Genomic DNA, 14,804 nt, shown 5'->3' with positions numbered 1-14,804 from the left:
AGTTGCGGAAGGTCGACTCGGGCCTTCGCCGCCCCGATGGTCTAGGGTCCGCCGCATGCACACACTCGGCAGGTTCATCGGAATCGGCACCATGGCCGCGGCGGCGTTCACTCTGGTCGCCTGTGGCTCGGACGACAAGGCGTCGTCCACGCCCTCGGCCACCACTTCCGCCGCGAAGGTCACCGCGCAGGCGCAGGGCGCCCCGTCCGTGAGCAAGGGACGCGAATGCACCGCGGCGGACATCGGCGTGAGCGGCGACTTCGGCACCGCCCCGAAGATCACCCTCCCGGACAACTGCGATCCGCCGAAGCAGCTCATCACCAAGGACCTCATCGCGGGCACCGGCCCCGGCGCGGCCGCGGGCCAGCAGCTGACCATGAACTACGCGCTGATCACCTGGTCCAACGGCCAGAAGAAGGACAGCTCCTTCGATCGCGGCACCCCGTTCCAGCTCACGCTCGGCGGCGGCCAGGTCATTCCCGGCTGGGACCAGGGCTTGGTCGGCGTGCAGCAGGGCGCGCGGCGGCTGCTGATCGTGCCGCCGGACCTCGGCTACGGTGCCAGCGGCCGCAGCGGCATCGCCCCGAACGAGACGCTGGTCTTCGTCACCGACGCGGTCTCGGTCGGGAAGTAGGGCCGGAAAAGCGGCCCAGTGCAGCGCGCCCCGGCCGGTCAACTAACCTGGTCGGGATGCGTACGCCGCGTCCCTCGCCGCCCGGCGGGTGCCGGGGTCCCGGTAGAAGTCCGGGACGACGGGGGATCGCGTCTCAACCAGAACAGACGACGAACAAGGAGCATGTCCGTGAAGAGCACCGTCGAGCAGCTGAGCCCGACCCGGGTCCGGATCAATGTCGAGGTGCCCTTCGAGGAACTCAAGCCGGACTTCGATCGCGCGTACAAGGCGCTCGCCAAGCAGGTCAAGATCCCCGGCTTCCGTCCGGGTAAGGCGCCGGCCAAGCTGCTCGAGGCCCGCCTCGGCCGCGGCGCGGTGCTGGAGCAGGTCGTCAACGACGTGCTGCCCGGCCGCTACAGCGAGGCCGTCACCGCGTCCGACGTGAAGGTCATCGGCCAGCCGGAGATCGAGATCACCAAGATCGAGGACGGCGAGGAACTCGCGTTCACCGCCGAGGTCGACGTGCGCCCCGAGCTCACGCTGCCGGAGTACGAGAACATCGAGGTCTCCGTCGACGCCTTCACCATCGGCGACGAGGACATCGACGAGCAGCTGCAGTCGCTGCGCCAGCGCTTCGGCACCCTCACCGGGGTCGAGCGCGCGGTGCAGGACGGCGACTTCGTCTCCATCGACCTGTCCGCGACCGTCGACGGCGAGGACGTTCCCGAAGCGGCCACCACCGGCCTGTCCCACGAGGTCGGCTCCGGCCAGCTCATCGAGGGCCTGGACGAGGCGCTGGTCGGCCTGGCCGCCGGCGAGTCCAAGGAGTTCACCTCGACGCTGGTCGCCGGTGAGCACGCGGGCAAGGAAGCCGTCATCAAGGTCACCGTGCAGTCCGTCAAGGAGCGCGAGCTGCCCGAGGCCGACGACGACTTCGCCCAGCTGGCCAGCGAATTCGACACCCTCGAAGAGCTGAAGACCGACCTGCGCAGCCGGGTCGAGCGGAGCAAGAAGGTCGAGCAGGCGGGCCAGATCCGGGACAAGGTGCTGGAGACCCTGCTCGAGCAGGTCGAGGTGCCGCTGCCGGAGGCCGTCGTGCAGGCCGAGATCGACGCCGTCACCCACGACGCCGTGCACGGCTTCGACCACGACGAGGCCAAGCTCGCCGAGGCGCTCGAGGCCCAGGGCTCGAGCCGCGAAGAGTTCGACAAGGACGCCAAGGAGTCCGCCGAGAAGTCGGTGCGCACCCAGCTGCTGCTGGACGCCATCGCCGAGGCGGAGAACACCCAGGTCGGCCAGGAAGAGCTCACCGAGCGGATCCTGTTCCAGTCCCAGCGCTACGGCCTGGCGCCGGAGCAGTTCATCCAGCAGGTGCAGCAGGCAGGCCAGCTCGGCGCGATCTTCGCCGACGTCCGGCGCGGCAAGGCCCTCGCGGGCGTGGTCGGCAAGGTGAAGGTGACCGACTCCGCGGGCAACGTGGTGGACACCGCCGAAATGTTCGGCGCCCCTGCGGATTCCGACGCCGACGCCGAGGTCGAGGTGACCACCGAGGTGGCGGCCGACGACGAGTCGACCGAGACCGCCGCGGCGAAGGCCGAATAAATTCATGCGAACAGCGCAGCTGAGCGCTAGCGAAGTTGCGCTGTGAGCGAAGAAGGGCGGTACCGGGAGTTCGGTGCCGCCCTGCTTCGTTAATGTTTGTGACAACGAACCAGAGATGGCCGTCGGCCAACGAGCCGGTAAGAAAAGGCAGGTATCCGTGACAGTCAATCAGGCAGGGGTCGTCATGACATCCGCGACTGCTGGGCTCAACCTCAGCGATTCGGTGTACGAGCGGCTGCTTACCAATCGCATCATCTTCCTCGGCACCCAGGTCGACGACGACATCGCGAACAAGCTCTGCGCGCAGATTCTGCTGCTCACGGCGGAGGATCCGAGCAAGGACATTTCGCTCTACATCAACTCGCCCGGTGGTTCGGTGACGGCGGGTATGGCCATCTACGACACCATGCAGTTCGCCGAGTGCGACATCGCCACCTACGGCATGGGTCTGGCCGCGTCGATGGGGCAGTTCCTGCTGACCGCGGGCACCAAGGGCAAGCGTTTCGCCCTGCCGCACGCGCGGATCATGATGCACCAGCCGTCGGCCGGCATCGGTGGTTCGGCCGCCGACATCGCGATCATGGCCGAGCAGTTCGCGCACACCAAGCGCGAACTCAACGAGCTGCAGGCGCTGCACACCGGCAAGACCGTGGAGCAGGTCAACATCGACGCCGACCGGGACCGCTGGTTCACCGCTCAGCAGGCCTTGGAATACGGCTTCATCGATCGCGTGATCAGCCACGCGAATCAGACCAACGGCGTAGGCAACTAGACGCCATCCGGACTCTCTGTCCGTTCAGCGCATCAGCCGCTTCCACACACAGACTTTGGAGACCAAGATGGCCAACCAGTTTGACCCACGCGCAGGCCTCGGCGGTATGGCGCCGCGGGGTGCCGAGTCGCGCTACATCCTGCCGTCGTTCATCGAGCACTCGAGCTTCGGCGTCAAGGAGTCCAACCCGTACAACAAGCTGTTCGAGGAGCGCATCATCTTCCTCGGCGTGCAGGTGGACGACGCGTCGGCGAACGACGTCATGGCCCAGCTGCTGGTGCTCGAGTCGCTCGATCCCGACCGCGACATCACCATGTACATCAACTCGCCCGGTGGTTCGTTCACCTCGCTGATGGCCATCTACGACACCATGCAGTACGTGCGCGCCGATGTCGCGACCGTCTGCCTCGGCCAGGCCGCCTCGGCCGCGGCGGTGCTGCTGGCCGCGGGCACGCCGGGCAAGCGTGCCTGCCTGCCGAACGCCCGCGTGCTGATCCACCAGCCCGCGCTCGAGGGTGGCATTCAGGGGCAGGTCTCGGACCTGGAGATCCAGGCCGCCGAGATCGAGCGCATGCGTCGCCTGATGGAGACCACGCTGGCCTACCACACCGGTAAGGACGCGGACCAGATCCGCAAGGACACCGACCGGGACAAGATCCTGACCGCGGCGGAGGCCAAGGATTACGGGATCATCGACCAGGTGTTCGACTACCGCAAGCTCAGCGCGCAGAAGAAGTGATCGACCGGAGCGAATCGCCGATCCCGGCGGTGATTCGCTCGTAAGTTGCTCCACCCCAGGGAATTCCGGCCGGGAAGTGCGCCTCGTTGCGTGCTGCCCGGCCGGACCGCTTCAGTGCCACGGCTGGCCCGGAAACGCTTCGGTCACCAGCCCCGATGAAACAAGCGGCCGGCGCACGAAAAGGCTGCTGAACGGACACAACGCACTCCGGTGCGGTGAGAACTCGCACAACCCGGCGGAGAAACATGCTCGAGTTGTCGACCTCCATCGCACACACCAGGTACGGTCAACCTAGGGACCTTTGCTCCCGGTTGACAGCACTGCCTCACCCACCGGAACCGGTCGAAGCGTTTGCGACTACGGCCGGTGGCGCGAACAGTTAACGCGGCAGATAGCTGGCAACCTGGACGGACGGTTGCACGCGGACAAGGAAGTAGGGACCCACGAGATGGCGCGCATCGGAGATGGCGGCGATCTGCTCAAGTGCTCGTTCTGCGGAAAGAGCCAGAAGCAGGTCAAGAAGCTCATTGCGGGACCAGGGGTGTACATCTGCGACGAGTGCATCGATCTATGCAACGAGATCATCGAGGAGGAGCTCGCCGAGTCCAGCGAGGTCAAGCTCGATGAGCTGCCCAAGCCCGCGGAGATCCGGGACTTCCTGGAGAACTACGTGATCGGGCAGGACACCGCCAAGCGCACACTCGCGGTGGCCGTCTACAACCACTACAAGCGCATCCAGGCCGGCGACAAGGGCCGCGACAGCCGCGGCGAGGTCGTCGAGCTGACCAAGTCGAACATCCTGATGCTCGGCCCGACCGGCTGCGGCAAGACCTATCTCGCGCAGACGCTGGCCAAGATGCTGAACGTCCCGTTCGCCATCGCGGACGCGACCGCGCTGACCGAGGCGGGCTACGTCGGTGAGGATGTGGAGAACATCCTGCTGAAGCTGATCCAGGCCGCGGATTACGACGTCAAGCGCGCCGAGACCGGCATCATCTACATCGACGAGGTCGACAAGATCGCCCGCAAGAGCGAGAACCCGTCGATCACCCGCGACGTCTCCGGCGAGGGCGTGCAGCAGGCGCTGCTGAAGATCCTGGAGGGCACCCAGGCGAGCGTGCCGCCGCAGGGTGGGCGCAAGCACCCGCACCAGGAGTTCATCCAGATCGACACCACCAACGTGCTGTTCATCGTCGCGGGCGCGTTCGCGGGCCTGGAGCGGATCGTCTCCGAGCGGACCGGCCACCGCGGCATCGGTTTCGGTTCCGAGGTGCGGTCCAAGTCCGAGATCGACACCGCCGATCACTTCGCCGAGGTGATGCCGGAGGATCTGATCAAGTTCGGCCTGATCCCCGAGTTCATCGGCCGCCTCCCGGTCGTCGCCTCGGTGACCAACCTGGACAAGGAATCGCTGGTCAAGATCCTCTCCGAGCCGAAGAACGCACTGGTCAAGCAGTACGTCCGGCTGTTCGAGATGGACGGCGTCGACCTCGAGTTCACCACCGACGCGCTGGAAGCGATCGCCGATCAGGCGATCCTGCGCGGCACCGGCGCTCGCGGTCTGCGCGCCATCATGGAGGAAGTCCTGCTGCCGGTGATGTACGACATCCCCAGCCGCGACGACGTCGCCAAGGTGGTCGTCGACTCCGACACCGTCACCGAGAACGTGCTGCCGACCATCGTGCCGCGTAAGGCGCAGCGGACGGAACGCCGGGAGAAGTCGGCGTAACCCGACGTCAGACCTGAAAGAAGCCATCGCAGCACGCGGTGGCTTTTTTCTTGTGTAATCGCCCAACATTTGGGGTACTCCGAGTTCAGGGTTGAGCACACAGCCTAGTTCTGAGCTCACGAGGAGCCCCGGGCGCAACGCATTGCCGGCAACGGACGTCAATTGCCGTGCGCGACAGGACTGAGATCCTCATGTCGACAACCCTTTCTACTTCCGCATCCGCTGCGGGCACGACGTCGAGAACCGGCCCCACACCGAACCGAGGTGTGGCACCCAACCGTGCGAGTTTGCCGAATATGTCCGAAGCGCAAGCCCGGCTGCGCGTCTCGATCACCGCTCCCAGCGAGCAGGTGACGCTGTGCGCGCTCGCGGGTGAAGTGGACTTCTACACCGCGGGCCAGTTCCGATCGCAGTTGCTCGGTTCCATGAACACCGCCGGACCGCTGGTGGTCATCGACCTGTCCCAGGTGACGTTCTTCGGCGTCGCCGGTTTGCACGTGCTCATCGAGGCCCGCAGCCGGGCCGAGCACACCGACCGGCGGATCCGCCTGGTCACCGGGCCGCGCTGTGTCGATCGGCTGCTCGCGGTCGCGGGTGACGTCGCGACTTTCGATACCGCCGCCAACCTCGTCGAGGCGTTGCTCGACGCCGCTTAGTTCCACCGGCGGTGGTGGACACTACGATTCGATCATGTTTGCTCACCGCCGCCTCGAACGGAAGATCGACGCGCTGAACTACAAAGTCGATCTGATCCTCCAGCACCTGGGGATCCAAGACCTCCCGGCGATTCCCGCCGAACCGATCCGGGCCGTGCCGACCGCCGCACGGCCCGCTTTCAGTTGGGCCGAGATCGACGCGCTCTTGCTGCACGACAAGAAGATTCAAGCGATCAAGCGTTACCGGGAGTTGACCGGCGCCGGCCTCAAAGAGGCCAAGGACGCCGTCGAACAGCGGCACCGGTACTGATCGGTCACAGCGGCACCGGTCGTTCGTGCACCACGTGCTTCATCACCAGGGTCGAGGTCAAATGCTGAACGCCGGGAAGCGTGGCCAGCTTCTCGTCGTAAAGCTGTTGGAACGCAGGCAGATCCGCCGCCACGACGCGCAGCAGGAAATCCGGATCGCCGAATAGGCGTTGCGCCTGCAATACGTGCGGTATCTCCGCGACCGCCTGCTCGAACGCGGCCACGGTGGTGCGATCCTCTTGCCGCATCGTCACGAAGACCAGCGCCTCGAAGGTCAGCCCGACGGCCGCGGCGTCGACCAGTGCGCGGTAGCCGCGGATGACTCCGGACTTTTCCAATTCCCGCAGCCGGCGGTGGCACGGCGACAAGCTCAGCCGTACCCGCGCGGCGAGGTCGGTGATCGTCAGCCGTCCGTTCTGCTGGAGCTCGGCAAGAATCTTCCGGTCGATGCGATCCATGCGGAAGATCCTTCCATAGATCGTCGCTGAGCTGCGAAAACTTGGAATCACCTGCTTGATCAACCCGCCTATCCTTCCTTCGGGTAATCATTCGAAGGGAGCAGTTCCGCATGGCAGTCGGGTACATCGCCGCGTTTTGGACCGTGTCGGTCCTGCTGATTCTGGTGCCCGGCGCCGATTGGGCGTATGCGATCGCCGCCGGTCTGCGCGAACGGTCGGTGCTGCCTGCCGTCGGGGGACTGCTGCTCGGATATGTCGCGTTGACCGCGGTGGTAGCGGCCGGCGTGGCGGCGGTGGTCGACCGGAATCCCGTTGTGCTGACCGCGCTTACGGTGTTCGGCGGGCTGTATCTGATCTGGCTCGGCGGCACCACCCTGGCGTCGGCGAGCACTCCCGCCGCGCTGCCCGAGCAGGCGAACCCCGCGCCGTGGGGGACCAGCGTGCTGCGCGGCATCGGGATCAGCGGCCTGAACCCCAAGGCCATCCTGCTGTTCCTCGCGCTGCTGCCGCAGTTCACCGACCGGACCGGTTCCTGGCCGCTCGCCGCCCAGATCGGCACGCTCGGCCTCATCCACACGCTGAGCTGCGCGGCCATCTATCTGTGCGTCGGCGTCTTGGCCCGCACCGTCCTGCGTGCTCGCCCCACCGCGGCCCGCCTGGTCACCCGGGTGTCCGGCGTCGCCATGGTCGTCATCGGGGCGTTGCTCTTGGTGGAACGCCTGCTGTGAGCGGAACAGGGCACCTCGAGCCGGCGCACAATTCCGGAAAAAGTTTCTGGTAACGCATCACTACCGTCGACCGATGTACCTGTCGTGGAGTTCATTTTGGTCGCCATCGCTGCTGCCTACATCGCGGTCACCGACTTCGTTGGTGGAGTGGCAGGCGCCCTGGGGTCCTCCGGTAGGTAGATAGACCGGGTCGCGGGTGAACACCTGCAGGCATCCGCGGTCCGCGCAATCCCGACTGCCCCGAGGTCGACTCGAACATCGACCTCGGGGCAGATCCATATCCGGGGTCAGCTGGGCTGGCAGGCAGTGTCCCCGTCGGGCAGCCGGCCATGGACGAGATACTCGACCGTGACGGCGCGAGCGCATGCGCTGGTGCCCGGGACGGAACCCGGGAGGCCTTGGGGCCTGGTCTGCGGCAGGACGAGATGGCCGGGTCGGCCGACCACCGTGATCAGCCGCGAGGCGGGGATGATCGAGCGTGCCGCGCGGGCCCCGGAGATCGGTGTCACCGGGTCCCGCTCGTTGGCCATGAGCAGTGCGGAGCCGATCCGGTCGAAGCCCGCCGTGCCTGTGCCCGTGTGCGATTCGGGCCAGAACGCGCAGACGGCGGCAAAGTTCATGCCCAAGTAGGTCAATGGCGCGTTAGCGGCGAGTTGTCTTGCGGTGTCGACTATCTCGTCGATGTCGTGGGTCCAGGAGTCGATGTTGCAGGTGCGGGCGGTCCACCACCCGGTCCGCGAACCGGCGAGGGTGATCTCCTGTCCTAGTTCGTCCAGCAACGGTGGCAGTCTGAAGGCCAAGGCGGCGTTCAGTTGTGCGCCGGGGGAGGGGGCGTCGAGCCCGGTCCGTAAGGTCAGCAGCTTGCGTTCCAGTACCTCGTACGGGCTGTTGTCGAGGCCGAAGAACAGCATGTTGAGATCGTTGCCGCTGAAGGTGTGATCGAGCGGCAGCGGGATGGGGTGCGCCGTCAGGTCGGCGCGCAGTCTGGTCAGGGAACTCAGCACTGTCGCCGAGGTATCGCCGAACACCGTGCCGCGGGCGGCGAGCCACGGTGCGAACTGTTGCTCGAGCACTCGCTGCTGGCGCAGGGCGCGTTCGGCATAGCTTGCGGCAGTGGACATTCCAGGATTCTCGACCGAATCGAGGACCATGCGCTCGATCCGATCAGGGAAGGAACGTGCCAGTTCGAGTCCGAGCAGCGTGCCCTGCGAGACGCCGAGATAGCTCCAGGTTGATGCATCCAGCAGGGCGCGCACCAGGTCCAGATCCCGAACTGTCTGCCAGTACGTGATGGTCCCGATCGTGGAACCACCCGCCGGGGTACGTGGCGCGCGGTCGACGCAGGACCGAGCCCAGTCTCGAGCCCGGCTGAGTTGAACCCGTACCGATTCGGTCGAGAAGTCGAGCACGTCGGTGCGGTCGTTGCGTCCGGTGCCCATGAGTAGCGGATCGCCCGAAAGTGTTGCATCACAATCCTGGTCAGTGCTGGATGTACGGGTGCCTCGCGGATCGAAACCCAGCAGGTCGTAGTTCTCCCGCAGCTCGGGGAACGCCGTCGCCCACTCGATCGGATTGAGCAACGATCCCGCCCCCGGACCGCCCGGACTGGTCAACAGCTGCCGTGGCCGCGCGGTCGTCTGCTGTGCGGGCAGGCGCGAAATCTGGAAGGTCGCAACAGCTCCCGAGTTGGGTCGGGTCCAGTCGAGCGGCGTCCGCACCGACGCGCACTGCAAACCGTCGAGCAGCAGCGCGCGAACGCCGGACTGTGGACTACCGTGTGCGGCCGCGACCAGACCGGCCTCGGCGCAGGGGCTCCAGTTCAAGCGTTGCGTGGCCAGCTCGGCCGGCACCGCGGGCGCACCATCGGGGTACTCGATGAAATGTGCAGGTGGCGGATGAAATTCGGCATTGTATGAGCCGCTGTCTGCCGAGGCGTGCCCGGCCATCAGCGACAGGGCAACCGCGAGAACGGGCACGAACAAGACAGGTCGCCGTCCTCGGCGCATGGAATCCCCCTCCACCCAAATGGCCTCGAGTCAGTGTAATCAGATCGGCCTCGATGTCGTTGTCCGACGATCGGTTACGAACAACAATGGGGCCATGTCGACGGACCCGCTGCTGACCGAAGTCCGAGCGTTGTGGGAAGGGCTGGCGGCGGTGCCGGTTTCGTTCACTTCGAAGATCGGCGTCAGCGTGGTGGTCTCACCGGAGGCGCTGATCTGTCCGCCAGGGTGGGTGGGGATCATCGTGTTGTGTGGGCAGGCGATCGTGACTGCACCCAGTTCTGCTGTGGCAGTGGCGATTCGCGTCGCAGTGGCACAGCTGTCGGTGGCTGATCTCGTCGCCCCCGATGTCCTCGGCGGGGTGTTGCCGCTGGAGGAGGTGCTTGGCCCGGCGGTGCTGGCCTACGTGGACGAGGACGGCTTCCGCCCTGCACCGAGTTCGCTCTCTGTCGAATCTCTGCCCGCCGAGCACCTCGACCTGCGCAAACTGGAGGCACGGTCCGGCGATCAGGACGCGGCCGAGAGCGGCCTGGACGAGATCAGCTCTCCCGCCTTCGCCGTCCGCGACGGGGCAGACCTGATCGCCGCCGCCGGATACCGCACCTGGCCCGGCCGGACCGCCCACCTCTCCGTCCTGACCGCGCCGGACCGTCGCGGACACGGCCTGGCCCGAACAGCAGCCTCCGCAGCGGTGGCACACGCACTCGATGCCGGGTTACTTCCCCAGTGGCGAGCACGCCCACCGCAGTCCAGAAAAGTCGCTGCCGCACTGGGCTTCCGCGAACTGGGCACCCAGCTCAGCATCAAGTTGCGCTGAACGCGCCAGCGATCACGCCGGTGGTGAAGGCATCCCATTCGTCGGGCGTGAATACCAGCGCGGAACCGTTAAGGTTCTTGGAGTCTCGGACACCAACCAGGCCGTTGGTGAGAAACGCAACCTCTACGCACTCGTTATTCGGCGCGCTGTGGCTGCTCTTGAACCAGCGGGCGTCAGGTAGCGGGACGCTCATGCCATGTGCTCCCTTGCGATTTTCCTGATCAGATCTCTGCTTGCCACCGAATCCAACGCAGCGTGCTCGATTGCGGTGTACAGGTCATGATACCGCTGCACATCGATGGATTCTTCGAGATACATGTCGATAGTCGAACCCTCCACGTAGACCACCGTCGGCTCAATCGGCGCGCCGGTAGCGGTGCTGCCGAAGGTCAAAATCATGAAGGGGCCACTGGATACGCCACGCGGAAAGCCGGCGCTGAAGGGGAGCACACGGAGGGCGATGTTCGGTCGGGTAGACATGTCGGCGAGATGACGTAGTTGGGCTGCCATGACCTGCGGGCTGCCGGATACTCGGCGGAGCGCGGCTTCGGAGACGACAGCGAAAAGGTCTGTCGGCCGATGTCTGCGCGTCACGTTGTTCTGCCGTTGCTCCTTGATCTGAACCCACCGGTCACACTCGGCCGCATCGTCTTCCGGACTGGCACAGAACAGGCCCCGGATGTAATCGGGAGTCTGTAGCAGTCCCGGTATGAGTTCTGGCTGATACGTTCGCAATTCGACCGCCGCTGCCTCCAACTTGATGTAGCCGTCGAAGTGAATCGGGACTCGATCGGCGGCCTTGTACCACCACGTCTTCACATTCGCCTGCCGGGCAAGCGCGATCACGATCTCGGCTTCGGCGTCGGAGATCCCATACAGATCGCAGGCTGCCTGGATCTCGCGCACTTGTACCCGGCCGTTCAAGCCACGCTCCAGTCGTTGCAAGCTGCTCGAACCGATCTCCAGTAGCTCCGCGGCCCGCTGCTGGCTCATTCCGGCGCGAGTCCGCCAATCGATCAGATACCGGCCGAGTTGCCTTCGCGGCAGGGTAGATCCGGTGTCCGACATGCATTCCTCCCCATTTCGGGCGGGCCGTTCGACCCGCGTCGGGTAGATCATGGCAACTGCCGCGGGAGGTTTGCTGGGGATTCGGGGGACTTCATCCGGGCCGCCCGAAGCCGCACACATCACCACCCTGACAGGTGTTTTGTTGATGTGCGCCCGGTGAAGCGGCAAAGAGTCCACGGCAAATCTAGCAGCTTCATTGTCAGCCGGGCGCACCCCCGAACCGGCTATCCGAGGCGAGGCTGCTCATGAACACGGATACACCACCTACTAGCTGTGTCTACCGTCGGTGTACCGATGACCCACCCGGGGGCAGGCATGCGAATGGCGGCGGAATAATCTTGCGGCCGAGGGCATCTCGGTGCTGACCGATCCGTTCCCATCGAAACACGAGCTGCTACAGGCCTGTCGGGGCGTGCCGCCGGGGGATCATCCGCTGCTGCGGCTGGCGCGGGAGTTGACCGATCTGCACGAGCAGCGGTTGTGTTCCGCCAGGGATACCAACGCCGAGCGCAGGCACATCGATGACATCGACTCGCGGCGTGCGGATTTGGTCCGCGACATCGATCGCTGGGTTATTTTGCAACTGCCGCCGTCGCACGGCGCCGCGCATATCCACACCGAGACACTCGGGGCAGTGGTCGACAAGCTGGCACAATACACCGCTTGTGCGTTCGCGGCGTTGGCCGGCGCGTCGCAGTGGGAACTGGGCGACGCGTGGGAGCAATTGGCCGAATTGGCTCTTGGCTACGACGATTTGGCGGCGGAGTTGAGTGCTGGGCGGAGGCGTTTGCCTGGCGGTCCGTAGCCGGCTCGCGCTTCACCAGGTGGCTTTGGTCTGCTCGTTTTCCATGCGGTAGTAGCGGCGGGTGAGGTCGAGGAGGCGGGCTATCTCGTTGGTCATCGAGGTGGGGCTCATCGGTGTCGCGACGATCGGGTCGCCGGATTTGATGTAGTAGCGGCCGTCGTCGGCATAGTCGGCCCAGAGGAAACCGCGGCCGTCGGTGGTCGGCCTGGAATCTATTGCCGGACCGGGGAATACGGTGATCTCGCCGACCGCGGTGCGGTCGCGTTTGAACATGCGGTTGAGTTGGTCGTTGATGCTGACTTCGTCGGGGCGGCGACTGTAGCGTTGACGGTCGGCGGCGATCTCGTCCCTGCGGAAACTGACCGCCGGATGGGTGCCTGCCTGTGCTTTCGGCAGCGCGGCCACCGCCGCGGCGGCCACCTCGCTCGGTGCGCACAGACCCATGAGCACGTCGCCGCCGGTGTCTTCCGCGGTGCCGGGCAGCTGAACAAGTGTGGCGCCGGACCCATTTCGGACCGTGCCGTGGAACCGGAACACCGCGGCGAGCCCGGAACCGCCGAAACCCTTGGATTCGACCCGGGTTTCGGGTTCCAGCAGGGTCGTCAAGGCGAGTTCCAGGTTCTCGGAATACCGGCCGAGCAACTCTTGGACCGCCGACTCCCGTTGCCGCACCAGGTCATCCCAGTCGACCGCCGTCGTCGGGCGGAACGCCAGGGGATAGGGCAGGCGGTCACGACCGTAGGCCGACCAGAGGATGTCGAACTCCTGGCCGGTGAATCTCCAGCTGCGCACGCTCAGTTTTCCCCGATCACCGGGGGCACGGCTTTGGTCGGTTCACCGAGGAGTTCCTCGGACCAGTCCCCGATCAAGTAATCCTTGGTCTGGTGGGCGCCTTCATCGTCGTCCTTCTTGCCGCCGGCGCCACCCATCGGCATGCCGCTCATGCCGGGCCGGCCCGCGGCGCCGGTGCTGGTGCCTGCGCGGGCGGCCAGCGGGGCGGTGGTTCCCGGTTGTCCCGGGGTGCCGGGGATGCTGCGGCCGGGGGAGGGGGTGCCCGGAGTGGTTGGGGTGCGCGGACTTCCGGGGCTGCCCGGGCTGCCCGGGCTGCCGGGCGAACGGGTGGTCGGGCTGTTGCGGCTGGGCGTCGGCGTCGTGACCGGTGTTGTGCCGGGGTTGTTCTGGTTCGGTGTTGCCGAGGTCGTACTCGGCGTCGACGTCGGATTGTTTGCCTGAGTGGTGGATTGAGGTGACGTACCCGACGGGGTGGTCTGCGGAGTGTTGCTCGCGGGCTGGGTCGAGTTCGGATCCTGGCTCGGATTACCGGACTTGTTGCCCGACTTGTCGCCGGACTTGTCTTCGTTCGACGCGGGATTCTCCTGCTTCGGCTGATCGCCGGCACCGGATGACGTCTGCGGGCTGGGCGCAGTCGACGGCGGACTCGACGGCTGATCCGGATTGCTCACCAGCGTCGGGCTGTTGGGCACGACCGGAACCCCGTTGTCCGTCTGGTTCGCGACCTGCCAGTACACCGTGCGCAGCACGCGCCGAGCCTCAGCGGTCGCCTCGGTCTGATTGTGGTCGTCGACCTTGAGCACGCCTTCGCTGGGCAGCGTCTTGCCGCGCAGATCGGGGCTGCTGTCGCCGGCGCGGGGCATGAGCGCCTGGGTTTGGTGGAGGCCGGTGTAGAGCTCGGACAGCTTCACCGAAATGAGCTCGGTGGAGAGTGTCAGCTGCTGCGACATGTCCACGTACCGGCCCACCGATTGGACCGCCTGGTCTGCGGCCTGACCTCTCCAACCGTTGGCGACGGTCGCCTTGATCGCGTCACCAAATGTGTGCGACTTCTCCCGGAATGCTGCACTGACGTTCTGCCACATCTGCGAGGCTTCCCACGCTTGGCCGGGTTTCATAACCTCGACCTTGCTGATGAGATCTTGCAGTGTGCTGGTCTCGATGACGAACAGATCCTGCCCTGGGTCGGTGATCGACGGCGGGTCGTAACCCTGCTCGAGATCCTGTGCCAGTTTGCTGAGATGCGAGTAGATCGCCGTACGGTCGTCGTTCCACTGCTGCTGAGCCGCAATGATCCGCGCCTGGTAGTCGTCCTGACTCATGAGCCGTCCTTCCCCGGGACGTCGAGGGTCGGGATCTGCTGGCTGTTGGTTTCATCGACCGCGTGGTAGTTCGCCATGGCCTGCGCGAAGACTTGGCGCATAAGTTTCACTTCATCGATGTGTGTCTCGAGAGATGACTCGAGCGAGGTGTCGCCGCCTCGGCCCTTGAGCGCAAACTTCCGCTCTAAGACAGGGCCGGACGGCATTCCGCCGAATCCCGTAGCCCACGAAACACCGCGCATAGAGCTGCGCATATCGTCGAGGTCGTCTAGATACGTCTCACACTTCGCGTCGAGATCCTTGCCGACTTCTGGACTCAGTCGCAGCTCGCCTGCGTTGGCTCGGTCGAGCAACTGGCGCCAGTCTGACGGTTGCGCAGCTGAATCCATTG

The 14,804-nt window shown here is 65.6% G+C and carries 17 protein-coding genes; 10 read left to right on the top strand and 7 right to left on the bottom strand.

Going from position 1 to position 14,804, the window contains the following annotated elements; all coding sequences use genetic code 11:
• The first annotated feature begins 55 nt into the window (after window positions 1–55).
• The 7 genes from ACFYO1_RS28490 (at window position 56) to ACFYO1_RS28460 (ending at window position 6,421) form a co-directional block, all read left to right on the top strand.
• Window positions 56–634, top strand: a complete 579-nt coding sequence (locus ACFYO1_RS28490; protein ID WP_387237099.1) for an FKBP-type peptidyl-prolyl cis-trans isomerase — start codon at window positions 56–58, stop codon at window positions 632–634.
• Between the two features lie 168 nt (window positions 635–802).
• The gene (gene tig, locus ACFYO1_RS28485; protein WP_387237096.1) at window positions 803–2,215 is read left to right on the top strand and encodes a trigger factor; all 1,413 of its coding nucleotides are present in this window, start codon (window positions 803–805) and stop codon (window positions 2,213–2,215) included.
• Between the two features lie 184 nt (window positions 2,216–2,399).
• Window positions 2,400–2,987, top strand: a complete 588-nt coding sequence (locus ACFYO1_RS28480) for an ATP-dependent Clp protease proteolytic subunit (RefSeq protein WP_387237093.1) — start codon at window positions 2,400–2,402, stop codon at window positions 2,985–2,987.
• Between the two features lie 67 nt (window positions 2,988–3,054).
• Entirely contained in the window at window positions 3,055–3,726 is a 672-nt protein-coding gene (locus tag ACFYO1_RS28475) for an ATP-dependent Clp protease proteolytic subunit (RefSeq protein WP_387237090.1), read from the top strand.
• Between the two features lie 448 nt (window positions 3,727–4,174).
• On the top strand, window positions 4,175–5,455 hold the full coding sequence (gene clpX, locus ACFYO1_RS28470) for an ATP-dependent Clp protease ATP-binding subunit ClpX (protein ID WP_150403131.1): 1,281 nt from the start codon (window positions 4,175–4,177) through the stop codon (window positions 5,453–5,455).
• A 296-nt stretch (window positions 5,456–5,751) separates the two neighbouring features.
• Complete coding sequence (locus tag ACFYO1_RS28465; RefSeq protein WP_387237087.1) at window positions 5,752–6,111, top strand: STAS domain-containing protein; 360 nt, start codon at window positions 5,752–5,754, stop codon at window positions 6,109–6,111.
• A gap of 34 nt (window positions 6,112–6,145) precedes the next feature.
• Window positions 6,146–6,421 (top strand): ribosomal protein L7/L12, encoded by a 276-nt coding sequence (locus ACFYO1_RS28460; RefSeq protein WP_387237084.1) that lies wholly within the window; start codon window positions 6,146–6,148, stop codon window positions 6,419–6,421.
• A 4-nt stretch (window positions 6,422–6,425) separates the two neighbouring features.
• Here ACFYO1_RS28460 and ACFYO1_RS28455 read toward each other — a convergent pair whose 3' ends face one another.
• Complete coding sequence (locus ACFYO1_RS28455) at window positions 6,426–6,878, bottom strand: Lrp/AsnC family transcriptional regulator (RefSeq protein WP_387238638.1); 453 nt, start codon at window positions 6,876–6,878, stop codon at window positions 6,426–6,428.
• A gap of 110 nt (window positions 6,879–6,988) precedes the next feature.
• Between ACFYO1_RS28455 and ACFYO1_RS28450 the strand changes: the two genes are divergently transcribed.
• The gene (locus ACFYO1_RS28450; RefSeq protein ID WP_387237081.1) at window positions 6,989–7,606 is read left to right on the top strand and encodes a LysE family translocator; all 618 of its coding nucleotides are present in this window, start codon (window positions 6,989–6,991) and stop codon (window positions 7,604–7,606) included.
• A gap of 287 nt (window positions 7,607–7,893) precedes the next feature.
• On the opposite strand, the gene ACFYO1_RS28445 is transcribed toward ACFYO1_RS28450, so the two are convergent.
• Window positions 7,894–9,582: an alpha/beta fold hydrolase gene (locus ACFYO1_RS28445; RefSeq protein ID WP_387238635.1), complete on the bottom strand. Its 1,689-nt coding sequence runs from the start codon at window positions 9,580–9,582 to the stop codon at window positions 7,894–7,896.
• Between the two features lie 124 nt (window positions 9,583–9,706).
• Here ACFYO1_RS28445 and ACFYO1_RS28440 point away from each other — a divergent pair, with 124 nt between their 5' ends.
• Window positions 9,707–10,426 (top strand): GNAT family N-acetyltransferase, encoded by a 720-nt coding sequence (locus ACFYO1_RS28440; RefSeq protein WP_387237079.1) that lies wholly within the window; start codon window positions 9,707–9,709, stop codon window positions 10,424–10,426.
• Here the strand turns inward: ACFYO1_RS28440 and ACFYO1_RS28435 are convergent.
• Window positions 10,413–10,619, bottom strand: a complete 207-nt coding sequence (locus tag ACFYO1_RS28435) for a DUF397 domain-containing protein (protein ID WP_387237076.1) — start codon at window positions 10,617–10,619, stop codon at window positions 10,413–10,415. The genes ACFYO1_RS28440 and ACFYO1_RS28435 overlap by 14 nt on opposite strands.
• Window positions 10,616–11,494: a helix-turn-helix domain-containing protein gene (locus ACFYO1_RS28430; RefSeq protein ID WP_387237073.1), complete on the bottom strand. Its 879-nt coding sequence runs from the start codon at window positions 11,492–11,494 to the stop codon at window positions 10,616–10,618. The genes ACFYO1_RS28435 and ACFYO1_RS28430 overlap by 4 nt, the downstream gene beginning before the upstream one ends.
• A 358-nt stretch (window positions 11,495–11,852) precedes the next feature.
• On the opposite strand from ACFYO1_RS28430, the gene ACFYO1_RS28425 reads away from it, so the two are divergent.
• On the top strand, window positions 11,853–12,299 hold the full coding sequence (locus ACFYO1_RS28425) for a DUF4254 domain-containing protein (protein ID WP_387237070.1): 447 nt from the start codon (window positions 11,853–11,855) through the stop codon (window positions 12,297–12,299).
• A gap of 12 nt (window positions 12,300–12,311) precedes the next feature.
• Here ACFYO1_RS28425 and ACFYO1_RS28420 read toward each other — a convergent pair whose 3' ends face one another.
• Genes ACFYO1_RS28420 through ACFYO1_RS28410 form a run of 3 tightly spaced genes read right to left on the bottom strand, consistent with a single transcriptional unit; the run spans window position 12,312 to window position 14,802 of the window.
• On the bottom strand, window positions 12,312–13,091 hold the full coding sequence (locus ACFYO1_RS28420; protein ID WP_387237067.1) for an ESX secretion-associated protein EspG: 780 nt from the start codon (window positions 13,089–13,091) through the stop codon (window positions 12,312–12,314).
• A 2-nt stretch (window positions 13,092–13,093) separates the two neighbouring features.
• Window positions 13,094–14,413 carry a hypothetical protein gene (locus tag ACFYO1_RS28415; protein WP_387237064.1) on the bottom strand — a complete coding sequence of 440 codons (1,320 nt, stop codon included), beginning with the start codon at window positions 14,411–14,413 and terminating at the stop codon, window positions 13,094–13,096.
• A complete protein-coding gene (locus ACFYO1_RS28410) occupies window positions 14,410–14,802 on the bottom strand; it encodes a hypothetical protein (RefSeq protein ID WP_387237061.1) in 393 nt (130 codons plus the stop codon). Before ACFYO1_RS28410 ends, ACFYO1_RS28415 begins: the two co-directional genes overlap by 4 nt.
• Window positions 14,803–14,804 lie beyond the last annotated feature (2 nt).

The sequence above is a fragment of the Nocardia sp. NPDC006044 genome (assembly GCF_042871115.1).
Lineage (GTDB): Bacteria > Actinomycetota > Actinomycetes > Mycobacteriales > Mycobacteriaceae > Nocardia.
The sequence above is the reverse complement of the archived record's forward strand: the minus strand, read 5'-3'. Positions and strand labels throughout refer to the sequence as shown.